The sequence below is a fragment of the Actinomadura sp. NTSP31 genome (genome assembly GCF_041951385.1).
Lineage (GTDB): Bacteria > Actinomycetota > Actinomycetes > Streptosporangiales > Streptosporangiaceae > Spirillospora > Spirillospora napierensis.
Window position 1 is genome coordinate 22,822 of sequence record NZ_JBGNUT010000011.1, and the last position, 22,129, is coordinate 44,950.

A 22,129-nucleotide genomic window follows, 5' to 3' on the forward strand; every position below is an offset into this window, starting at 1 on the left:
CCGGTCTCCGCTGGTCAGCCCTTGATCTGCGTCCAAGCCTGCGTCCAGCGCGAGTAGTCGACGCACTTGTTCCCGCGGTCGTCGCCGCAGTCCTTCACCGGCGTCCGCCAGAACGCGAGCCGCTTGTAGAAGTCCGGGTCGCCGACGTGGTACGTCGAGCAGAACCCCTTCGCGGTGAACGCGCACGCCTTCGGGTTGGCCGGCGCCTCGCCGAAGTACTGCGCGACCTCCGCCTGCACCCTCGGCTTGGTGATCCAGTTCATCCACTGGTACATGCACGCCGGATGCTGCGCCTTCGAGGAGATCATCCAGGTGTCGGACCAGCCGGTGGCGCCCTCGGACGGGATCGTCGTCGCGACCGGCGACCGCTCGTCCATCGCCAGGTTCGCGGTCACCTGCCACGCGGTGCCCGCGTAGTTGTCCGCGCTCTTGAACGACTGCAGCTCGTCGAGGTAGTTCGCCCAGTACTGGTTGACGTTCGGCCGCTGCTGCTTCAGCAGGTCGACGGCCGCCTCGAACTGCTCGTCGGTCAGCTCGTAGACGTTGTCGATCTTCAGGTCCGGGCGGTGCGCCTTCAGGTACAGCGCGGCGTCGGCGATGTAGATGGGGGAGTCGTAGGCGACGACGTGCCCCGCGGCGGGGGAGTCCTTCTTCCACACCACGTCCCAGGACGTCGGCCGCTGCGCCAGCTTGTCCGTCCGGTACATCAGCATGTTGGCGCCGTAGCCGTGCGGGACGCCGTACATCTGCCCGTCGACCGAGTTGTACGGCTGGTTCTTCAGGAACTGTGCGATGTCGCCGTACCCGCTGAGCAGCCGCGTGTTGACCGGCGCGACCGTGCCGCCGTAGATGAGCCGCAGCGTCGCGTCCCCGGACGCCGACACGCCGTCGTACTTGCCGGTCTGCATCAGCGCGACCATGGAGTCGGACGTGTCGGCGACCTTGGCCTGCACGCGGCACCCCGTCGCCTTGGTGAACGGGGTGACCCAGTCGGTCTTCGGGTCGTTCGAGCCGTCCTCGGCATAGCCCGCCCACACGACGAGGTCGAGCCTGCCCTCCGAGGCGCCGATCTCCTGCTGCATCGGGACGTCGGGCGGCGCGGCCGGGCCGGACGACCCGCCGCCGCACCCGGCGGACAGGGCGGCCGCCGAGAGAACGGCCGCCGCCAGGGCGGCTCCCCGGAGCGCGGTTCGCGCCCGGGATGCCGGTTTCGGAGTGTTCGCCATCACGCTGAGAGATCGTAGAGCTATTTTTGGTCACGTGCGCACACAAAATGTGATGATCTGGAAACTGTCGACACACGGCGCGAGATCGCCCTAGGCTTCCGTCCGTTCCGCGCAAACCCGTCGGTTCCACCCTGAAACCCTGGTGGTCCTCCCGCCGCCACAAGCGAAAGTCTTCACCGAAGTGCCAAAACGAGGTCGCTCCCCGGACCCCGCCGCCGGCCACCGTCGGGCGCCCAAGGCCGCGCGGTTCCGGTCCATCCGGTTCAAGGTCGTCCTGATGGTGACCGTCTCGGTCGTCTCGCTCGGCGTGCTCTGGGCCTTCGCCGCGAGCATCGCGCTCGGCCAGGGGCTCAACCTGCGCCACGTCGAGACCGTCCAGGACCATTTCGGCTACCCGTCGGGCGCCCTCGGCAGCGCGCTGCAGAACGAGCGGCGGCTGTCGATGGTGTACCTCGGCAGCCACACCGACGGCGACCGCGCCGCGATGGAGTCCGGCCGGCTCGTCACCGACCGGCAGGCCGAGCTGTTCCGCCGCCTGGTCGCCGACTCCGGCGCCCGCGACGCCGCGCCCCCGCAGGCCCGCCGGCTCGCCGACCGGATCGGCGGCGAGCTGACCGCGCTCGGCACCGGGCGGCGCGCCATCGACGGCGGCGCCACCAGCCGGACCAAGGCGTTCACCGACTACACCGCCCTGCTGTCCGACGTCGGATCGCTGCAGGGCTCCCTCGCCACCCTGGACAACTCCGAGGTCGCCAAGGACGCCCGCAACGAGGCGTCGCTGTCGCGGGCCCGCGAGACCCTCGCCGAGGAGGACGCCGTCCTCGCCGGCGCGCTCGCCGCCGGCCGGATGACGCCCGCCGAGCACGCCCAGTTCGTCAAGCTCGTCGGCACCCAGCGCTCGCTGTACGGGTTCTCCTCGTCCGAGTTGCGCACCGCCGACCAGGCGTACTACGAGCGCGTCATCGGCATGCCGGAGTACGCCCGGCTCCGCAAGCTGGAGGACGGGTTCGTCGCGTCCCGCGCGCTCGTCCGGCCGTCCAGCACCGCCGGCGCGCTGTGGAAGACCACCGCCGACTCCAACCTCACCCGGCTGCGCGGCCTGGAGCTGTCGGTGACCGCGGGCGCGGAACAGCGCGCCAAACCGATCTCCGACGGCATCATCACCCGGGTCGTGCTGGCCGGCGTCCTCGGGCTCCTCGCCGTCATCGCGTCCCTGGTCATCGCGGTGTGGGTGGCCCGGTCCGTCATCCGCGAGCTGGCCCGGCTGCGCCGCGAGGCGATCGACCTCGCCGACGTCCGGCTGCCCGGCGTGATCCGCCGGCTGCGCCGCGGCGAGGAGGTCGACGTGGCCGCCGAGGCGCCGCCGCTGGCGTTCGGCACCCGCGAGATCGACCAGGTCGGCGAGGCGTTCAACGCCGCCCGCCGCACCGCCATCCAGGGCGCCGTCGAGGAGGCGACGCTGCGCCGCAACGTCAGCGACGTCTTCGTCAACCTCGCCCGCCGCAGCCAGACGCTGCTGCACCGCCAGCTCAAGCTGCTGGACTCGATGGAACGCCGCATCGAGGCGCCCGACGACCTCGAGGACCTGTTCCGGGTCGACCACCTCGCCACCCGCATGCGCCGGCACGCGGAGGGCCTCATCATCCTGTCCGGGCAGGCGCCCGGCCGCGGGTGGCGCAGCCCCGTCGCCATCGTCGACGTCGCGCGCGCCGCAGCGTCCGAGGTCGAGGACTACACCCGCGTCAACGTCGCCCCGATGACCCGCGCCGCGATCGTCGGCCCCGCCGTCGCCGACGTCATCCACCTGCTGGCGGAGCTGATCGAGAACGCCACCGCGTTCTCGCCGCCGCACACCACCGTGCAGGTGCACGGGCAGGCCGTCTCGCACGGCTTCACGCTGGAGGTCGAGGACCGCGGCCTCAGCATGGACGAGCCGAGCCTCGCCGCCGCCAACGAGCGGCTCGCGAGCGGTGGCGAGTTCGACCTGTCCGACGCCTCGCAGCTCGGCCTGTTCGTCGTCGGCCGGCTCGCCCGCCGGCACGGCGTCAAGGTCACCCTGCGCACCTCCCCGTACGGCGGCATGACCGCGATCGTGCTGCTGCCCGAGGACCTCGTCGTCCGCGCCGACACCGACACGCTGGAGGCCCCGCCCGCGCTCACCACGCGCCGCGCCGAGGACGCCCTCGTCCCGGTCGGCGCCATCGTCGGCGGCCACCGGGCCGACGCGCCCGGGCCGTCCGTCGAATCCGGGCAGGGCGGGTCCGTGCTGCGCCTTCCGGCCGGACGGCACGCCGCGACCCCGCGCCCGGAACCCGCCAAGCCGCAGCCGGCCGAGCCGCGACCCGCCGAGCCGCTCGCGCGCCCGCCGCAGCCCGGCGACCCGCTCAGGCCCGTCGCCGGCGGTCCCGGCCCCGACGCTCCGGGGAGCCGTCCCGCGTGGTTCGGCGACCGCCCCGACGACCGGCCCACCGGTCCGATCGGCCTTCCTTCGGACGGCCCGCCCACCGGCCCGATCGGCCTGCCCTCGAACGGCCTGCCCTCGAACGGCCTGCCCTCGAACGGTCTGCCTTCGGACGGCCCGGCCACCGGCCCGATCGGCGTCCCGGCGGACGCGGCGTCCGGCGGCCCCGCGACCGGCCCGATCGGCCCGATCGGGTGGGGACCGGCCGATACGTCCGGCGATGCCCCGGCGGAGCGCTTCGGCGAGCCGTCCACCGGTGCGGGCGCGGCGCCGGGGACATCCGGGGAGGCGGCCGAGACGCCGGGCCCCCGGCCGGTCTTCGCCGAACCCGTGCAGGGGCCGCTGCCCGTCCAGCGGCAGTCGCCGTCCGCCTGGGGAGAGCCGCCCGCGCAGCCGGAGGAGCCCGCCGCCCGGCAGGAGGAACGCCCCGCGCGCGACGAGGAGCGGCCCGCCGCGCCGCGGACGCCGCGCTCGCCGCGCGAGGTCCGGCGGCGTCCCCCCGGCGCGGGACGGGCCGACCGCCCGCCGCTGCCCAAGCGCGTCCGGCAGGAGAACATGGCCGCGCAGCTGCGCGAGGAGCCGCCCGCCCGGCCCGCCGCCGAGCCGGAGCCGCGCGCCGGCCGCACCCCCGAGGAGCTGCGCTCGATGATGTCGTCCATCCAGCAGGGCACCCGGCGCGGCCGCGCCGAATCCCTCGACACCGAGGACTCGTGACCCCGCATGAGCGGTCCTGGGAGCGAATGGCTCGATGACGAGGCCGGGCCGATCGTCCGGTCGTACGCGCTCACCCGCGGGCGCGCCAGGCCCGCCACGGCCGAGGCGTTCGACATGATCACGATCGTCGCGACCGCGGCGCGGCCCCGGTCCGGGTCGCCCGGCATCGGCCCCGAGCACCTGGACATCCTCGAGATGTGCCTGCAACCGCAGCCGGTCGCCGAGATCGCCGCCCGGATGCGGCTGCCGCTGGTCGTCATCCGGGTGCTGCTCGGCGACCTGCTGCACCACCGGCTCATCACCGTCACCCGTCCTCGACAGGAGAGCCCGCTCTCCAAGGAACGCCTGCTCAGGGAAGTGCTGCATGGTCTCCAAGCCCTCTGACGACGCGGCCACCGGCCCCGCCGCCCCGATCGCGGTGAAGATCCTCGTCGCCGGCGGCTTCGGGGTCGGCAAGACGACCCTCGTCGGCGCCGTCAGCGAGATCCGGCCCCTGCAGACCGAGGAGCTGCTCACCGACCGGGGCGTCGGCGTCGACGACACCGCGGGCGTCGAGCAGAAGACCACCACCACCGTCGCGATGGACTTCGGCCGCATCACCATCCGCGACGGCCTCGTCCTCTACCTGTTCGGCACCCCCGGGCAGGACCGCTTCTGGTTCATGTGGGACGAGCTGTCGTTCGGCGCGCTCGGCGCGGTCGTCCTCGCCGACACCCGCCGCCTCGCCGACTGCTTCCCCGCCGTCGACTACTTCGAGAACCGCGGGCTCCCGTTCGTCGTCGCCGTCAACATGTTCGACGACGGCTACGACTACACCGACGACGAGATCCGCGACGCCCTCGACCTGAGCGACACCACCCCGATCGTGCTGTGCGACGTCCGCGAGCGCACGTCCGGCAAGGAGGTGCTGACCACCCTGGTGAAGCACCTGCTCGCCGTGCACGAGGCGGAGGCGGCCGGCGCCGGGGCCCGGTAGGCTGCGGGCGATGCACCGGACACGCGCGCGGCTCTCCGACGGCCGCGAACTCGTCTACTACGACGAGACGCCCGGGCGCGTCCCCGTCCCCGACCCGCGCGGGCTGCCGCCCGTCGAGCCGGTGTGCGAGGTCCGCCGCGACCCGCTGACCGGCGACCACGTCACGGTCACCGCGCACCGCAACACGCGCACGTTCCTGCCGCCGCCCGACCAGTGCCCGCTGTGCCCCGGCGGCCCCGCTTCGGAGATCCCCGACGACTCCTACGACGTCGCCGTCTTCGAGAACCGGTTCCCGTCGTTCGACACCCGCACCCCCGCCGTGCCGGCCACGGTCGACGGCGCCGAGGTGTTCGCCCGGTTCCCGGGCGCGGGCCGCTGCGAGGTCGTCTGCTTCACCGACGACCACAACGCGGCGATGACGGACCTGCCGGTATCCCGGGTCCGGACGGTCATCGACGCGTGGGCCGACCGCACCGCCGAACTGTCCGCGATCCCGACCGTCCGGCAGGTGTTCGCGTTCGAGAACCGCGGCGTCGAGATCGGCGTGACGCTGCACCACCCGCACGGGCAGATCTACGCGTACCCGTTCATCACCCCGCGCACGGAGCGCATGCTCGCCATGGCGGCACGGCATCCGGGGCTCTTCGACGACGTGCTGAAGGCGGAGCGGTCGGGCACGCGCGTGGTGCTGGCGGGCGAGCACTGGACGGCCTACGTCCCCGCCGCCGCCCGCTGGCCCGTCGAGGTCCACCTGATGCCGCACCGGCACGTCCCCGACTTCGCCGCGCTCGACGCCGGGGAACGCGACGAGCTGGCCGTCCTCTACCGGGACCTGCTCCGCCGCTGCGACGCCCTCTACGACACGCCGCTGCCGTACGTCGCGGGCTGGCACCAGGCGCCGACCGGCGAGGGCCGCGACCTCGTCCGCCTGCACCTGGAGCTGTTCTCCATCCGGCGCGCCCCCGACAAGATCAAATATCTGGCGGGGTCCGAGTCGGGCATGGCCGCGTGGATCAACGACGTCCCGCCCGAGGCCGCCGCCGCCCGCCTCCGCGAGGTCACTGCCGGCTGAGCGTCCGGGTGATCCCGGCGGCGATCGTCGTCGCGAGCACCCAGCCCGCGATGACCAGGCCGTAGGCGAACCACTGGTGCCAGCCGGCGGGCTCGAACGCCTTCTCCTGCCCGAAGTCGATGATGGGCAGCAGCAGATCCAGCGTGTAGAACAGCGCGTTGAACGGCGGATGCTCGTCGGCCTTCAGCGGCGCCGGCGGATGCGGCCCGAACACCGCCGTGCCCACCGCCAGCAGCCCGACCAGCCACGCCGCCGCCCACATCGGCCGGAACCCGTACCCGACCGTCACATCCTGCAAGTACCCCCACAGCCGCGCGTACCGGGGCCGCGTCGACCGGTGCCTGCGCTGCTTGGCCAGCAGGACGTTCCGCGCCGCCCGATCGTCGCCCGCCTGCCGGTACGCGGCGGCGAGCTGCTCGTACGCGTGCGGGACGTAGCCCTCCTCGTCCCGCTCCAGCAACGCGATGCGGGCCTTCGCGGGGAGCCGCGGCGTGAGCAGGCCGTACGTCAGGCCGTCCAGCCAGACCGTGCCGCCGAACGCCTCCGGCGCCGCGTGCAGCAGCCCGAAGCGGCCGCGCAGCAGGTTCACCGTGCCGTCGACCCGCGCCTCCCGCAGCCACACCTCCCCGATCACCGCGCTCGTCGCCCGCAGCGCGCAGGTCGTGTCGGACAGCCGCGCGCTCGTCAGCACCAGCAGCCCGGGGATCGCCGCGCCGCGCACGCTCACCTCGCCCTCGATGCGCGCCCCGGTGGCGACCACGTCCGAACCCACGGAGAGGTTCTCGCCGTCGAACGCCCGCCCGCCCGGGGTCAGCAGCACGGCGCCCCTGAGGTTCACCATGCCCGCGACGGACGCGCCGTTCAGCCGGATCTGCCCGCGCGCCTCGAGGCCGGGCGCCCAGACGTCGTCATCGACGGTGGAATGGTTGAGGTGCAGGACCTCCTTCCGTGCGCCGTCCTGCCCGAGCCGCGCGCGCTCCATGAAGAGGGCACCGCTCAGCCGCGCCCCGCCCAGCTGGACCTCCCCGGGGACACGGCAGTCGGTGAGGCGCAGCACGCCGTCCATCCTCAGAGTCTGGGCGATCAGGCCCGGCAGGAAGGAACGGCTGAGGTTCAGCTGCCGCAGATGCGCGCCGTACAGCTCCGGCACCTCGTCGAAATGGCAGCCCGACAGCCGTATCGGATGCCCGACCGCCGCGTACCGCAGGTCGAGCCGCCCGGAGATCCGCGCGCCGTTCACCCGCAGCGCCGCGATCTCCCCGTCGGACGCCGGGCTCAGCAGCAGCTTGCGCAGCACGCTCGCCCGGACCGTCCGCCCTGGGCCCCAGCCGCCGCCGTGCTCCGGATCGTCATCGCCGTCCCGCAGGTCGAGCGGCGTGCCCGTGGGGAACGCCCGCCACACGCGCCGTTCGACGGGGGTCAGATCGATCGGCTCCACGACCAAGGAACCTATCGGCATCATCCGGTCCTTCGCCCGCACAATCGGGCGACCGGGGGCCTGACCGGGGGCCTGACCGGGGCCTGACCGGCGCCGGAGGCGGCCTCCGCGTTTTCGTGCACTTCGTGGAACGATCTCACTCCGGTGCCCTAGCCTCCCTGCATGCTCGAAAGCGTGCTGGCGCGGGGAGCGTTCGACGGCGTCGCCGCCACCGCGGCGGGACCGCCGCTGGCCTTCACCACGCGGGCCGGCCAGGGCGCCAACATCGGCCAGGCCTGGGATCTGCGGACCCGCTCCCCGCTCGGCCCGCCGATCCCCGACTTCCCCGACCACCGCGCGGAATGGGCGTTCGGCCTGCTGCCCGACGGCTCGCCGGTCGCGGCCTGGACCCACCGCGACCGGGTGCACGTCCACGACCCGTCCACCGGCGCCGAGTTCACCGTGGACGGCCAGCCCGACCTGATCGGGCTCGCCGTCCACGACGGCCGTGGCGCCGTCGTCGCCGTCTTCGGCCCGGCGAACGACGCGAAGGTCGTCGTCTGGGACGCCCGCAACGGCGACCTCCGCGCCGAGTTCGGCATCTGGCTCGGCCACTGGACCGCCATCGACCGCTGGATCCTGCACGCCACCCCCGCGAGCGGCCCCCTCGTCGGCCTCGCCTGCGACACCGAACGCACCATCGGGATCCTCGACATCGAGCGCGAGGAGGAGACCGCGTCCCTGCCCTCGTCCGGCTCCCACGCGGTGCTCGCGCCCAGTCCGGACGGGCCGCCGCTCCTCGTCCAGCCCGACGGCGCGGAGCTGCTCGTCCGAACCCTGGACGGCGACCTCGCGGCCACCCTCACGGCCCCCGCCGACATCGGCCCGGTCGCCGCCTCCATCGTCGACGGCCGGTTCATGGCGGCCGCCGCCGTCCACGACGCTCTGCTGGTGTGGGACGCCGCGTCCGCCACGCCCTCGCAACGGGTCCCGATTCCCGCCGCAGTGAACGACCTAGCGTTGACCACGGACGGAACCCTCCTCGCCGCCACGGACACCGGCCTCCACGCCGCCTCCACGCAGGCCGCTGCTTGACCGCCATGCGAGGCGTGCCCCGTCCCGGCAGCCGCCCCGCCCGCCCGCTCCTCTACCTGGACATCGACGGCGTCCTGAACCCCGAAGCACCCCGCGACCCCGCCCGTTTCCACGAGCACGCCATTGGCCGGCTCACCGTCCGCATCAACCGCGAGCACGGCGATTGGCTACGAGAACTGGCGGCTCACTACGACCTGACCTGGGCCACGACCTGGGAAGAACACGCCAACGAGCACATAGGCCCCCTGCTGGGCCTCCCACCTCTCCCTCACGTGGCCTTTTCCGCGTACGAACCGCATCCTGACGATCCGCACACTCCGCTCCTCCAAATACCGCTCATGCGCAAATGGGCGCCGATCCTCCGACACGCGGACGGTCGGCCTTTCGCCTGGGTGGACGACATCATTCCCTGGACAATCAGGCGCCAGGCTTTCCTGTACCGCCGAGCCGTCAAACTCGTCCCCGTGAGACCGGACGAGGGCCTGACACGCCGCCATATAAGCCGCCTGCTTCAGTTTAGTGGGAAGTGGGGTGGACAGCGGACGCGCGAAGGGGTGGATGGTTCCTTTTAGGGGTGGCTGGGCTTGGGCTTATTGGCTTGTTGGTTGATGGGCGAGTGTGGTGGGCTGTTGGACGGTGGTGTTCGTTTTTGTGCGCCGCAATCTGGTTGGAATTTCTGGTGTTCGAGAATCTCGTCGGACCGGCGAGGATGCTGAGACGCCTTCTGTTTCATGCTCTTAGATGGCGGGGGGTAAGGGTGCTTGGGAAGTGGGCATGGAGTGTTCGGGAAGTGGGCATGGGGTGTTCGGGTGGTGGGGTGGCGCTGCGTACGGGGCCGCCTCTCAAAAGTCAAGGGCGCCTTCGGCGTCGCTTCGCGATGGACTTCGTCCACCCTTGACTTTCGAGCCTCTGCGGCCCCTGAGGCAGCGCAAACGGGCAGGCTCCGCCTGCCCCGCCCGGTCGCGCCACCCCACCACCCCCTTCCGAACGCGTGCTCGCAAATCCCCATAAAGTGGCATTCCCTGGACCCAATAGAGGGTGATCGGTATCCCGAAGGTATACCTAGCCATACCTTTTTCTGGAAGGTCGAATTAAGGGTCCGTCGAGCCGACTTTTGTCGGCCACGTAGGGTATGCTTTACCTATGCAATCAGTGACGGTCGACCTGGAGACCGCGTCCACCATGCAATTGGTGGACGCGGTCTCAGCGATCGCCGCTGAACTCGCCCAGCGAGAAGCCCCGGAGTCGGCGGCGGCGTGCCTGGAACTCACCGAGAACCTTGCCGCTGCCTGCGATATTCAGGAAAGCGCACTGGCCGGTTTCATCCGCCGAGTCGATGCCACCGGTGAACAGAAACGCTGGGGATACCCCTCCACCCGGGCATGGCTACGGTCCCGGCTTGGCATGCGGGAGAACCGCACCACCGAACGCCTCACCCTCGCCCGCCAGCGGCACCGCCTACCCCAAGTCGCCGAACGCCTCGCCTCTGGGGAACTGTCCTACGGCTACGCGGCCACGGTCGCGCAGAGCGTGGCCAGACTGGAAGACACCGACTGCGCCGAAGCCGAGACCACCTTGCTGGGATTGGTCGACCAAGGCTTTTCAGCGGCGAAGGTGGGGGTGTTCGGCCGCCGTATCTGCGACGTGATCGCCGAACGCGACGGCACCGACACCGTCCCCGGCGAGGACGTCAAGCGCGGGTACGCCAAGTCCTGGATCACCAGCACCGGTTCGCTGGACGGTGGCCGCTACATCAAGGGCTGGTTGAACGCCGAGGACGCCGCGATCTGGGACGGCACGCTTGCCCCGCTGGCCAAGCCGGCCGGGCCCGAGGACACCCGCGACGTCGCCGAACGCACCGCCGCCGCCCTGTCCAGCGTCCTGTCCGGTGGGCACAAGGCCACCAAGGTCACCGTCATCTGCGACCTGGACACCCTCACCGGCGGCAATGCTCCGGCCCGCTTGACCGACGGGACACCGATCCCCGCTGCCCAAGCCCGCCGCATCGCCCTATCGGCAGGAGTGTCACCGCTGATCCTCGGGCGAGGGCACACGCCGCTGTACCTGGGCTATCGGGAGCGGTTCGCCAGCGCGGCCCAACGGCAGGTGCTGGAGACCCTCTACTCCACCTGCGCGGTGCGGGAGTGTGAGATCCCGGGGACGTTGTGCGAGGTCGACCACGTCAACGGCTGGGCCCTCGGACACTCACCCACCGATATCGATCAGCTCGCGCTGACCTGCGGGTGGCACAACCGGTTCAAGCACACCAGCCCAGATCAGATCGGCATCAGCAAAGCTCCCGACGGGCGATACATCTACCGGCTGCTGCCACCGCCGGGCGCCCGATCAAGATCCCGGACCGGTAGCGGGCCACCGGGCACGATCGGCCCACCCGACACCACCGTCAACTGGGCCGCATAGCCAACCCCACCCTCACGCCACCGGTTCGCCCGAATCCACCCCGGATCTCGGGCGAACCGGCATGCCCACGTTGGCTCACATCGCGCCCCACCCTCCGAGCTGCACTGGCCCGGAGCACCCTGCCTACTCACCCTCTTCATCTCGACCGTCTCTTGGTCCGCTGGTTCGGGGGCGGTGGGGTGGCGCGACCGGGCGGGGCAGGCGGAGCCTGCCCCTAAGCGCTGCCTCAGGGGCCGCAGAGGCTCCAAAGTCAAGGGTGGACGAAGTCCATCGCGAAGCGACGCCGAAGGCGCCCTTGACTTTGGAGGGGCGGCCCCGTACGCCAGCGCCACCCCACCGCACGAACACCCTTCTTGCCTCTCCGCGAACACCCCTTCCACCCTCCGCAAATCCCCTGAACAGGCCCAGCGCCCGAACACACCACCACACCTGGATGCCCATTCCAGACGCCCGTCTGCGCATGCCACTCCACCAGCAGCAGCCCACCAAGAACGCTCCGCCCTACGCTTCTCCCCTCCCTGGCCATGGCCCAACTGGCGGGCTGCTGCTGGCACTGGCCGAGCGGTCAGTGCAGAACGCGGAGACGCTGCACGGATGGGCGTGCGAGGGGCAGCGATCGGCGCTGGCGGCACCAGCGGCGGGCGTTCGTGCCGCGATCGTGGTCGGCGATGTCCACGCCGAGCGGTACGTCAACCAGCTGGCGTTCATGTGCCCGGTCCTCACCGATCCGGAGTTCCACGAGCACGCGCTCGCCGTGCACGAGGCGAACGGGGCGGATGATCGAGATGCTGCTCGACGACGCGGTGTCCGACGGCGGCCTCCGGGCCGGGACGGGACGGACACCGAGGCGTTGGCCGGAACGATTCAGGCCGTCGTCGCGGGGCCGGGCTCACATGGGCCCGCGATCGGCGGGGGACACTACCCGAACGGCTCGGGCGGGAACCGGACAACGCCTGGCACCGCATCTCCCCTGAGTAGGGACCGTAGAGAAACGTCCGCTCGCCGGTAAGGTCGCGCTGGTCGCCAGGGGCACGCGGGGCGCAGGTCGGGGCATCGCCGTCCAACTCGGGGCCGCAGGCGCGACCGTCTACGTCTCGGGCCGCAGCAGTGAGTCGGTGATCTCCGACCTCGGGTGCGTGGAGACCATCGAGGAGACCACCACGCTGGTCGACGCCGCCGGAGGGGCGGGTGTCGCCGTCCGCGCCGACCACGGCGATCCGGAGACCAGGTCCGCGCTCTCGTCGACCGGATCGCCGCGGACCAGGACGCGGCGGCTCGACGTCCTGGTCGACTCGGTGTGGGGCGGCGATCCGCTGACCGACTGGGAGCATCCGCTGTGAGAGCAGAACCTCGACCGGGCCTGAGGCTGCTGCGGCGCGCCGTGGAGACCCATGTGATCGCCAGCCGGCTTGCCCTGCCGCTGATGGTCGCGCGCGGCAGCGGACTGGTGGTGGAGATGACCGAGAGGCGACCGACTAGAAGACCGCTCGGTACCGGGGCTCGTTCCTCTACGACCTAGCGAAGTCCGCGGTGATCCGACTGGCGTTCGCGCAGACCGCGGAGTTGAGGCCGCACGGGATCGCCGCAGTGGCGAGCACGCCCGGATTTCTGCGGTCGTAGACCGTCCTGGACCATTTTGGGTGCCATTAAGGACTGCCACATCCGGGGCGATGTAGCTGGGTTGGTTGAGCCGTTCGGCGTGCTGCGCTGGTTCGATCAGCCGGAGTCGGTGATGGTGTTCTCATAGGCGTCACGCGCCGCGAGGACCGTGGGCATGTTCTCCTCTGCCCAGTGCCGACAGGCGGCGACGAGGTCGAGCAGGGTCCGCCCGAGCGAGGTCAGTTCGTACTCCACTCGTGGTGGGACCTCGGCATAAACCGTGCGAGTGATCATGCCGTCGCGTTCGAGGGCACGGAGAGTCTGAGTGAGCACTTTGGGTGTAGCGTGCCGGAGCGGAATCCGGATCTCAGAGAACCGGCGCGGCCCCTGTTCGAGGCATTGGATGATCATCGCCGACCATTTGTCGCCGATCCGGATCGGCATGATGCTGCTCGGGCAGGCCGGGTCGAACATGTCCGGGGAGAGTGGATCCACTAGTACCCTCACGGTAGTTAGATACCTTTGAAGTAACCAGTATCTCATCGATACCTTCGCGGAGGCGGTGCATCCGCCGCCTCACATCTCCGATGCGAAGGACCATCTATGCGTGCTGTTCGCTTCCATGACTACGGTTCCCCCGACGTCCTGCAGGTGGACGAGGTTCCCGACCCAGAGCCCGGCCCCGGCCAGATCCTGGTGCAGGTCACCGCGGCCGGGATCGGCTTCGCCGACGTCCAGGTACGGGCCGGCCTGATGCGATCGGTGCTCGCCGACCTCCCGCTGCCGTACTCGCCGGGGTTCGAAGTGGCGGGCACGGTGATCGCCGTCGGCCCGGACGTCGATCCCGTACAGATCGGCCGCCAGGTGATCGGCGCCACCGCGGGCGGCGGCTACGCCGAGAAGGCCGTCCTTCCGGCGGCGGCCCTGTCGCGGCCCGACACGCTGGACGACCACACGGCCCTGGCCCTGCTCGGGCAGGGGACGACCGCGGTCGGGGTGGCCGAGGCGGCCGCCCTCCGGCCGGGAGAGACGGTACTGGTGGAGGCCGCGGCGGGCGGCGTCGGCAGTCTGCTGGTGCAACTGGCCAAGCACGCCGGCGCGAGGGTGATCGCCGTTGCCCGGGGCGAAGAGAAGCTCGATGTGGCCAAGCAACTCGGCGCGGACACGGCGATCGACTACAGCACACCGAATTGGTCCGAGCGCGTCCGGGAGGCGGCGGACGGTGGTCTCCAGGTGGTGCTGGAGACCACGGGCGGCCCGGTCTCCAAGGCCGCCTTCGACCTTTTGACGCCCGGCACCGGCCGGATGGTGGTCTACGGGACGACCAGCGGCCAGGCGCCGCAATTCGACCCACTCGACGTCTACCAGCGTGGCCTGTCCGTCACAGGGTTCGCGTCCGTGATGCTGCCACCAGAACACCTGGCCGGACTGCTCAACCGCGCGTTCGAACTGGCCCGCACCGGCGAACTCAAGCCGATCATCGGCGCCGCTCTTCCGCTGGCCCAGGCCGCCACCGCGCATAAGGCGTTCGAAGAACGCACCACCATCGGCAAGACGGTCCTCACGCCATAACCCTCGGATCACACCTGGTGCATGCCCCTGGGCAGGCAGTGAGTTCCGGCCGCCGACATCGCCGTGGTGCAGCCGTCAGCGGGACGATCGTGTCGAGGCGCAACGAGGTGGACGGCTCTATCCTGCCGGCCTTGCATCGGGCCGGCAGCTCAGCGCGGACCTGCTCAGGACGGCGTTCCTTGGCGCAGAAGTCCTCGGCCGGCGACGTGGTAGTGGGCGTCTCGGCGTCAGGCACGCCGCACGGACGCGCGCCCAACGCCCCATCCAACGCCTCGCGCGCCTCCTTGCGGTGGCCAGTGCCTGTGTCCAGAGTTCGCCCGTCGCGACTCTCGGCGGACGCGGTCGATCGAGGGCGGTGCATCGAGGGGCGGGGCTGCCGGTGGGTGCGGGGGCAGTGCTGGATCAGTAGGTTTGCCCGTCATGGACGGGATTGGGGGGACGGTCGGCACCGCGGCCGCGATGTTCGCCGGCACCAACGTCGACGACATCATCGTGTTGACCGTGCTGTTCCTGTCCGCCCGGGCCGGCGGCGCCCTCAGGCCCGGGCAGATCTGGGCCGGGCAGTACGCCGGGATCGCCGTCCTGGTGGCGGTGTCGGTCATCGCCGCTCTCGGACTGACGATCGTCCCCGATGACTACGTCGGCCTGCTCGGCCTCGTCCCGTTCGCGCTCGGTGTCCGCAGCCTGGTCAGCGCGTTGCGCGCCCACAGCAGCGGGCAGGACGCTTCGCCGGCGGTGGCGACCGGGCTGGTGTCGGTGGCGGGGGTGACGATCGCCAACGGCGCCGACAACGTCTCGGTCTATACCCCGGTGTTCCGCACGATCGGCACCGGTTCGACCCTGGTCACGATCGCGGTGTTCGCCGTGGGCGTCGCATTGTGGTGCGCGGCCGGTTCCTGGCTGGGCTCGCACAAGAAGGTCATCGAGGTCGTCGAGCGCTACGGCCAATGGATCGTGCCCGCGGTGTTCATGGGGATCGGCGCGCTCATCGTCATCGAGTCCGGCGTGCTCGGCGAACTTTTCTGATCGCCCGGGAGTAGCTGGGACGGGCCCTGGTCGGTGCGAAGCCGGCCATGGGTCAGACGTTGGCCTCTTCCCTTTCTCCGCCCCCCGCCTGTGCGGCCAATGTCGTCTTCGGTGCCCGGCGTCCGGGCATCCACCAGTTGGTCTTGCCGCACAGTTCCATCACCGCGGGGACGAGCATCATCCGGACGACGGTGGCGTCGATGAGCACGGCGACGGCCATGCCCAGGCCGACTTGCTTGATGGAGATGTCGGGGCCGAACAGGGAGGTCGTGAAGACGGCGATCATGATGGCGGCCGCGGCGGTGATGACCTTGGCCGTCCGTGCCAGCCCGTGGGCGACGGCGGCCCGGGTGTCGCCGTTGCGCTCGTACTCCTCGCGGATCCGCGAGATGAGGAAGACCTCGTAGTCCATCGACAGGCCGAACAGGACCGGGAACATCACCAGCGGTACCCAGGTGGTGATCGGCATGTCGGTGGGGAAGCCGAGGGCCGAGCCGAACCATCCCCATTGCACGATCGCGACCAGCACGCCGTAGGCGGCGCCGATCGACAGCAGGTTCATCACGGCGGCCTGCAGCGCGATCGTGACCGACCGGACCAGCGCGACCAGCAGCACCAGTGACAGCACGATGACGACCGCGATCATCAGGGGCAGGCGCGAGCCGGTCTGCTCGGAGTAGTCGATCGCGGCGGCGTTCGGGCCGCCGATGTGGACCCGTTCACCGGCGGGTGCCTTGGGCAGTACGTCGTCGCGGAGCTCGTGTACCAGGTGCGTGGTCGCCTCGTCCTGGAATCCGGTCTTGGGGAAGGCGGTGAAGGTGGCGGCCCCTCCGTCCTTGCTGATCTGGGGTGGCGTGACGTAGGCGATGCCCTCGGTCGCGCCGACCGCTTCGACGACGGGGCCCAGGTCGTCCTTGGAATCGGCCTCGGTCGCGAAGATCAGGGGCGCGCCGTAGCCGGGGCCGAAACCCTCGGAGAGGATCTTGTGCGAGGTGTAGCTGCCCCTGTCGTGGGGTTGCACGCTGGCGTCGGGCAGGCTGAGCCGCATCGACAGGGCGGGGACGGCCAGGACCAGCAGACCCGCACCGGCCGTTACCGCGGCGATCAGTGGCCTGCGCTGTACGACGCCGGCCCAGCGCTCGGCGGCGGTGCGGCGGGCCGGTGCCGGGCCGTCGATGGACGCGCGCCGGCGGGACGTACGGCGAGGCAGCCGCAGCGAGTCGATCTTGTGTCCGATGAAGCCCAGGAACGCCGGCAGCAGGGTCACTGCGGCGATCATGGTCACCAGCACGGTCGCCGACGCGCCGATGGCCACCCCGGTCATGAGCCGCTGTCCCATGACGACCAGACCCAGCAGTGCGATCACGACGGTCGTGCCGGCGAACAGCACCGCGTGACCCGCGGTGGCGATGGCCTTGACGGTGGCGCCCTCGGGGGTGTCGCCCTCCCGGAGGCCGTCCTTGTAGCGGGTCACGATGAACAATGCGTAGTCGATGCCGACACCGAGCCCGATCACCGCGGCGAAGACCACGGTGAAGTCCGGCGCGGGAACGAGGTACCCCGAAAGCTTGGTCAGGGCGAGGCCGCCGAGGATCGCCATCAGTGCGGTCACGATCGGCAGGCCCATCGCCACCAGCGACCCGAAGGCGATGAACAGGATCACCGCTGCCGCCAGCACGCCCGCGCTGTCGGCCGGGTTCTGCTTGGGCGTCTCGGCCTTCTCCGCCCGCTCCCCGCCGAGCCCCAGCGAGACGCCGTCTCCGGAGGCATGCTTGACCGTGTCCACCAGGGGCTTGACCTCGGTCTTCGTCGCGTCCTTCGCGGTCAGCGGGATGATCGTGCGAGCGATGCGGCGGTCATCGGTCACCAGCTTCTCGTCCTGGTACGGCGAGGTCACCGGCCCGGTCATGGGCGAGGCTTCGAGATCGGCGACGACCCTCTCGATCTTCCGCCGGGCGGCGGGGTCGTCGATGCCCCTGCCGGCCTTGATCGCGAGCGTGAGCGTGTCCCCCTGCCGCTCGGGGAAGTGCTTCTCGATCAGTGCCTGCGCCTTGGCGGACTCCGATCCCCCGCCGGACATGTCGTTGTCGGGGGCGGCGCCGTAGCCGAAGCCGACGAACGCAATGGCGATCACGCCGACGATCCAGGCGAGCAGGACCAGGCGGCGCCGCCGGTAACAGAAACGGGCCAGTCCCGCCAGAACCCCATCGGTCCGTGGAGCCTCGGTCGTCATCATCTTCTCCTCAAGTCGTGCGCGTTCGCGTGCCGCCCCCAGGACACCGACCACCGCCCACCCCGGCCGACGCGCAATTCCCAGCCGCTCTCCGGTAGCAGCGTCGCCGTACGCGAAATCGACCTCGCGGAATCGCCCGATTCATTCACCGGAGGAATGCTTCTAACGGTTCGCCCGGCCACCGGCCCGATTTCGGTCCGGCATCGTGCCCCTGACCGCTTCGCCATCATTAGTTCTTTCTCGCTCCTGCCCGTCATCAACTGATGGTGGCGGCAGGTGCAGGCAATTCGCGTCGGCCGGCGGTCGTGTTCCGTGGCTCACTCCGCCGGAGTAGGTCATCCGCACGCGGTAGACCAGTACGCCGAGCGTGGTACTCCCGGCAGCGGATGCGCATGACCAGCGGATACAGGCAGAATGTCCCGCGATGCAGACGTCAAGGGCGCTCAGCACGGTGCGCCGGGCCGCACCGAACCCCACCGATGCCGTTGTCGGCCTCGGTGCGGCGCTGCTGGTGCTGGTGCTGGTGCTGGCCGACGGCCGAACCGGCACGAGACTCCCGTGGGTCGACGACCCTCGCCGACCGGACGCCGTGGCGGTCGGGCTCGTCGGGGTCGTGGCCGGCGCTCTGGCGCTGCGCCGCCGTCACCCGAGATCGGTGCTGGTCGTCCTCAACGCGGTCGCCCTGGCCTGGTCGGCCGCCCGCTATCCCAGCCCGCTGGTCCCCCTCGTCCCGCTGATCGCCTGCTATACCCTCGCGGCCCTGCGCGGATGGCGGTGGGGGGCGGCCGGCGCGGCGGCGACCGCGCTCACCGCGCTGGCGGCGATCCACCTGGCCTTCGGCGCCGCCGTGCCGGCCGGGATCACGGGCAATGCCATGTGGATGGCCTTCACCGCCGGCGCCGCCGGAACCGCGGTCGGATACAACCGTGCACTGCTGGTGGCCACTCGCGCCCAGCTCGCCCGCGAAGCCCAGACCCGCGAGGAGCAGTCCCGCCGCCGGGTGGTCGAAGAGCGGCTGCGCATCGCCCGCGAACTGCACGACGTCCTCGGCCACACCATGGCCGGCATCAGCGTGCAGGCCGGGGTCGGCATCCACCTCATCGCCACGCGACCCGCTCAGGCGGTGGAGGCGCTGCGCACGATCAAGCACATCAGCGACCAGGGGCTGACCGAGGTCAAGACCATCCTGGGCATCCTGCGCACCGACGGCGACGAGCCCGACCGGCCCCGCGCCCCGCGCGGCGGCCTCGACCGGCTCGACGCGCTGCTGGATCCGGTCCGGGCGGCCGGCGTCCAGCCCGAGCTGAACATCCACCACGACGCCCGGCGGTTGCCCGCGGCCGTCGATCTCACCGCCTACCGCATCATCCAGGAGGCACTGACCAACGTCGTGCGCCATGCCCGCGCCCGCACCGTCCGGCTTGACCTTCGCTACGAACCCGCCCAGCTGGTCATCCAGATCCGCGACGACGGACCGGGCGCCGGTCCCGGTCACCGCGGCGCCGACGGCGGGGACGGGCACGGCATGAGCGGCATGCGAGAACGGGCCGTGGCGCTGTCCGGGCAGTTCACCGCCGGCCCGCACCCTGACGGCGGCTTCCAGGTGCGGTGTGTGCTACCCACTCCGGACCAGGCATGATGACGGCATGCGCCCGCCCATGACCGGCCAACCGGAACCGTGCGTTATCCGGACGAGCGGGGACCGGCGATCACCGGCGGCACCTGATGCGGGTCAGGCATGACCGAGCCGATCCGGGTCCTCATCGCCGACGACGAGATGCTGGTCCGCGCCGGGTTCCGGGCGCTCATCGATGCCGAGCCGCAGATGATCGTGGTGGGCGAGGCGGCCGACGGCGCCGAAGCGGTCGACCTGGCCCGGCGGACCAACCCCGATGTCGTCCTCATGGACATCCGCATGCCGGGTGTCGACGGGCTGGCCGCCACCCGCCAGATCGCCGAGGCTCCCGACCTGGCCGGCGTGCACGTGCTGATCCTCACGACGTTCGATCACGACGAATACGTCATCGAGGGGCTGGACGCCGGCGCCAGCGGTTTCCTGATCAAGAACACCGATCCCGGCCAGCTGCTGAAAGGCATCCGGGTGGTCGCAGGTGGCGAATCACTCCTCTCCCCCGGCCTGACCCGTCGGCTGATCGCGCGCCTTGTCGACCACGCCCCCCTGCGCCAGGTCAACCCCGGAGCGCTGGCCAGACTCACCGAGCGGGAGCGAGAGGTCGCCGGGCTCGCGGCGCACGGCATGAGCAACAACGAGATCGCCGCGGCCCTGTCCATCAGCCAGGCCACCGCCAAGACCCACATCAGCCGGGCCATGGCCAAACTCGGCGCCCGGGACCGCGCGCAGCTGGTCGCGCTGGCCTACCAACACCGCCTGGTCAACCCGCCTGACCCGACGCCACCGGACGCTCCATAAACGTCGGCTTCTCGCCCGTCGAGAAAATCGTCCGGGGCAGTGTCCACAGCGAGTCGACCACGGCCGCCGTCGGCGTCTGCGGTCGCCGGTCGATCTGGGAGGCCAGGTCGGTGCTGACCCGGCCGCGGCCGGGACCTGTGGCCCAGGCGGTGAAGGAGCGCAGCGCCGAGCGGTGCCGGTTCCAGGTCCGGGCGCCGCGCCGTCCCACCCCGCGGCGGTCGAGCGGTGCACGGCAATGAAGGACCGCCAGTTCACCGAGTACGAGGCCGCCCCTCGAACACGGTTCAGTGTGAGGCGGGTTGGAACAGTTCGACGAGGTTGCCGGCGGGGTCGGCGAGCAGGATCTGCCGTCCGCCGGGGCCGGTGACGACCTCGCTGCGGAAGGGCTGTCCGGCGGCGCGCAGCCGGTCGACTTCGGCGTCGAGGTCGTCGACGATGAGGTGGATGCGGTTGCGGCCGGGTGCGGCGTGGTCGTCGGGTGTGGCGCGGGCGCCGGAGGTCGCCGGTCCCGACAGCAGCAGCCGCAGCGGGCCGCGGACGACGTCGGCGAAGGCGGGGGCGGGGTGGGTGTGCAGGGTGAAGCCCAGGTGGGTGGTGTAGAAGTCGATGGCGGCGGCGACGTCGTCGACGATGTAGCGGACGCTGGCGAGCTGGTCGGGTTCGGTCATGGCCGGGCCTCCTGGCGCGGGACGCGGGCAAGGGTCGGGAGCAGGTAACGGATCCGGGTCTCGATCTCGGCCGCCACATCGACAAAGGCGCCGAGATCGGTGGCATGGCTGGCGGTGCCCGCGCCTCCGGAGGTGGCGGCGGCGGGGTCGGGGATGCTCCAGTGGATCAGCCGCGGGTGGTCGGGGAAGTCGGGGCAGACCTCGCGGACCTTGTCGCACAGGGTGATCACGTAGTCGAACCGGCGGCGGCCGAGGGTGTCCAGGTGCCGCGGACGCTGGTCGGCGATGTCGACGCCGTGGCGTTCGCGCAGGACCCGCACGGCATGGGGATGGACGGCAGGTTTGGGATGGCTGCCGGCGCTGGTCACCTGCCGGTGGCCGGCGCGGCGGAGCAGGGCCTCGGCGATCGGTGAGCGGGCGCTGTTGCCGGTACAGGCGAACAGCACACTCGACTGGTCCGCCTGCTGGGCCGCCCGCAGCGGTGGCGGTGCCGGGTCCAGGCCCAAGGCGGGGTGCAGGACGGTCCCGGCGGCGCTGAGGGCATCGGCGCAGCGCTGAAGGTCGAGGTGGTAGTAGCTGTCGCGGGCGTCGAAGCTGCTGCGCCGGGCGTTGACGAGGCCGCCGGTCCGCAGCAGCCGCAGATGGTAGGAGATCAGGTTCTGCGGTTGGCCGAGGAGGTCGACGAGCTCGCGGACGCGGTGGTCGCTGGTGGCCAGCTCGGTCAGCAGCCGCCACCGCAGGGGATGGGCGGCTAGGCCCACGAACGCCGGGGCGGCGTGACCCGAGGACACCATGACAGCGACGATACATCAAATCCCTTTGATGTATTAGCACGGCGATGGCCCCCAGGAGTGCGAGTGATCGTGGTGCGGGTCGTCGTGGCCTGCCTGGTGCTGATGGCGCTGAGCGTGGCGGCCGACGGAGGCCTGTTCCTGGCGCTGGACGGCGACGTCGGCGAACTGCGCGCGTTGGGGCGGCCCGCCGACGCGGTGCTGCTGCGGCCGCTGCGGCGCGGCACGACGGCGGCCCGCTCGCCGGACTGGCCATCGGCGCGCTCGCCGGCGCGATGTCGTGGTCGCCGGCGGAGAAGCCTTCGGCCCGCCCATCTTTTCGTGCCCGGCCTGGTGGGGCCGGGGACGCCGGGGACGCCCGGCTGCGGGATTGACAGGGCGCCGTCCCGTTCCTCTAAAGTACTAGGCAACTAGTCAAATGGAGGAA

At 71.2% G+C, this 22,129-nt stretch carries 19 protein-coding genes; 13 read left to right on the forward strand and 6 right to left on the reverse strand.

Annotation, left to right across the window (positions count from 1 at the left end):
• Positions 1-14: 14 nt before the first annotated feature.
• Positions 15-1,226 (reverse strand): extracellular solute-binding protein, encoded by a 1,212-nt coding sequence (locus ACA514_RS19855; protein ID WP_375042877.1) that lies wholly within the window; start codon positions 1,224-1,226, stop codon positions 15-17.
• 277 nt (positions 1,227-1,503) lie between these two features.
• Between ACA514_RS19855 and ACA514_RS19860 the strand changes: the two genes are divergently transcribed.
• From ACA514_RS19860 to galT, 4 genes are read left to right on the forward strand one after another with little or no spacing between them, the layout of a single operon-like run.
• The gene (locus ACA514_RS19860; protein ID WP_375042667.1) at positions 1,504-4,401 is read left to right on the forward strand and encodes a nitrate- and nitrite sensing domain-containing protein; all 2,898 of its coding nucleotides are present in this window, start codon (positions 1,504-1,506) and stop codon (positions 4,399-4,401) included.
• Between the two features lie 6 nt (positions 4,402-4,407).
• Complete coding sequence (locus ACA514_RS19865) at positions 4,408-4,785, forward strand: DUF742 domain-containing protein (RefSeq protein WP_344269065.1); 378 nt, start codon at positions 4,408-4,410, stop codon at positions 4,783-4,785.
• Positions 4,766-5,377 carry an ATP/GTP-binding protein gene (locus ACA514_RS19870; protein ID WP_375042668.1) on the forward strand — a complete coding sequence of 204 codons (612 nt, stop codon included), beginning with the start codon at positions 4,766-4,768 and terminating at the stop codon, positions 5,375-5,377. Before ACA514_RS19865 ends, ACA514_RS19870 begins: the two co-directional genes overlap by 20 nt.
• A 10-nt stretch (positions 5,378-5,387) precedes the next feature.
• Positions 5,388-6,449, forward strand: a complete 1,062-nt coding sequence (gene galT / locus ACA514_RS19875; RefSeq protein ID WP_375042669.1) for a galactose-1-phosphate uridylyltransferase — start codon at positions 5,388-5,390, stop codon at positions 6,447-6,449.
• Here galT and ACA514_RS19880 read toward each other — a convergent pair.
• Positions 6,436-7,887 carry a hypothetical protein gene (locus ACA514_RS19880; RefSeq protein ID WP_375042670.1) on the reverse strand — a complete coding sequence of 484 codons (1,452 nt, stop codon included), beginning with the start codon at positions 7,885-7,887 and terminating at the stop codon, positions 6,436-6,438. The two genes, galT and ACA514_RS19880, sit on opposite strands and share 14 nt — an antisense overlap.
• A gap of 162 nt (positions 7,888-8,049) precedes the next feature.
• Here ACA514_RS19880 and ACA514_RS19885 point away from each other — a divergent pair, with 162 nt between their 5' ends.
• The 4 genes from ACA514_RS19885 to ACA514_RS19900 all read left to right on the forward strand — a co-directional run bounded on the left by ACA514_RS19885 (position 8,050) and on the right by ACA514_RS19900 (position 12,722).
• On the forward strand, positions 8,050-8,961 hold the full coding sequence (locus ACA514_RS19885; RefSeq protein WP_375042671.1) for a hypothetical protein: 912 nt from the start codon (positions 8,050-8,052) through the stop codon (positions 8,959-8,961).
• Positions 8,962-8,966: 5 nt separating this feature from the next.
• Positions 8,967-9,533, forward strand: coding sequence for an HAD domain-containing protein (locus ACA514_RS19890; RefSeq protein ID WP_375042878.1), 567 nt, complete (start codon positions 8,967-8,969; stop codon positions 9,531-9,533).
• 580 nt (positions 9,534-10,113) lie between these two features.
• Positions 10,114-11,382 (forward strand): DUF222 domain-containing protein, encoded by a 1,269-nt coding sequence (locus ACA514_RS19895; RefSeq protein WP_375042672.1) that lies wholly within the window; start codon positions 10,114-10,116, stop codon positions 11,380-11,382.
• Positions 11,383-12,497: 1,115 nt separating this feature from the next.
• Positions 12,498-12,722 (forward strand): hypothetical protein, encoded by a 225-nt coding sequence (locus tag ACA514_RS19900; RefSeq protein ID WP_375042673.1) that lies wholly within the window; start codon positions 12,498-12,500, stop codon positions 12,720-12,722.
• 376 nt (positions 12,723-13,098) lie between these two features.
• Here ACA514_RS19900 and ACA514_RS19905 read toward each other — a convergent pair whose 3' ends face one another.
• The gene (locus ACA514_RS19905) at positions 13,099-13,455 is read right to left on the reverse strand and encodes a winged helix-turn-helix transcriptional regulator (protein WP_375042674.1); all 357 of its coding nucleotides are present in this window, start codon (positions 13,453-13,455) and stop codon (positions 13,099-13,101) included.
• Positions 13,456-13,632: 177 nt separating this feature from the next.
• Between ACA514_RS19905 and ACA514_RS19910 the strand changes: the two genes are divergently transcribed.
• Together ACA514_RS19910 and ACA514_RS19915 are read left to right on the forward strand one after the other, a co-directional pair.
• Positions 13,633-14,553 (forward strand): zinc-binding alcohol dehydrogenase family protein, encoded by a 921-nt coding sequence (locus ACA514_RS19910; RefSeq protein WP_375042675.1) that lies wholly within the window; start codon positions 13,633-13,635, stop codon positions 14,551-14,553.
• A 420-nt stretch (positions 14,554-14,973) separates the two neighbouring features.
• On the forward strand, positions 14,974-15,579 hold the full coding sequence (locus ACA514_RS19915; RefSeq protein ID WP_375042676.1) for a cadmium resistance transporter: 606 nt from the start codon (positions 14,974-14,976) through the stop codon (positions 15,577-15,579).
• A 52-nt stretch (positions 15,580-15,631) separates the two neighbouring features.
• On the opposite strand, the gene ACA514_RS19920 is transcribed toward ACA514_RS19915, so the two are convergent.
• Positions 15,632-17,815 carry an MMPL family transporter gene (locus tag ACA514_RS19920; RefSeq protein ID WP_375042677.1) on the reverse strand — a complete coding sequence of 728 codons (2,184 nt, stop codon included), beginning with the start codon at positions 17,813-17,815 and terminating at the stop codon, positions 15,632-15,634.
• 421 nt (positions 17,816-18,236) lie between these two features.
• Between ACA514_RS19920 and ACA514_RS19925 the strand changes: the two genes are divergently transcribed.
• Both ACA514_RS19925 and ACA514_RS19930 read left to right on the forward strand, forming a co-directional pair.
• The gene (locus tag ACA514_RS19925; protein ID WP_375042678.1) at positions 18,237-19,451 is read left to right on the forward strand and encodes a sensor histidine kinase; all 1,215 of its coding nucleotides are present in this window, start codon (positions 18,237-18,239) and stop codon (positions 19,449-19,451) included.
• Positions 19,452-19,550: 99 nt separating this feature from the next.
• Complete coding sequence (locus ACA514_RS19930) at positions 19,551-20,243, forward strand: response regulator (protein WP_375042679.1); 693 nt, start codon at positions 19,551-19,553, stop codon at positions 20,241-20,243.
• A 284-nt stretch (positions 20,244-20,527) separates the two neighbouring features.
• Here ACA514_RS19930 and ACA514_RS19935 read toward each other — a convergent pair whose 3' ends face one another.
• Both ACA514_RS19935 and ACA514_RS19940 read right to left on the reverse strand, forming a co-directional pair.
• Entirely contained in the window at positions 20,528-20,911 is a 384-nt protein-coding gene (locus tag ACA514_RS19935) for a VOC family protein (protein ID WP_375042680.1), read from the reverse strand.
• On the reverse strand, positions 20,908-21,705 hold the full coding sequence (locus ACA514_RS19940; RefSeq protein ID WP_375042681.1) for an ArsR family transcriptional regulator: 798 nt from the start codon (positions 21,703-21,705) through the stop codon (positions 20,908-20,910). The genes ACA514_RS19935 and ACA514_RS19940 overlap by 4 nt, the downstream gene beginning before the upstream one ends.
• Before the next feature lie 63 nt (positions 21,706-21,768).
• Here ACA514_RS19940 and ACA514_RS19945 point away from each other — a divergent pair, with 63 nt between their 5' ends.
• Positions 21,769-22,116, forward strand: a complete 348-nt coding sequence (locus ACA514_RS19945; RefSeq protein WP_375042682.1) for a hypothetical protein — start codon at positions 21,769-21,771, stop codon at positions 22,114-22,116.
• The last annotated feature ends 13 nt before the right edge of the window (positions 22,117-22,129 follow it).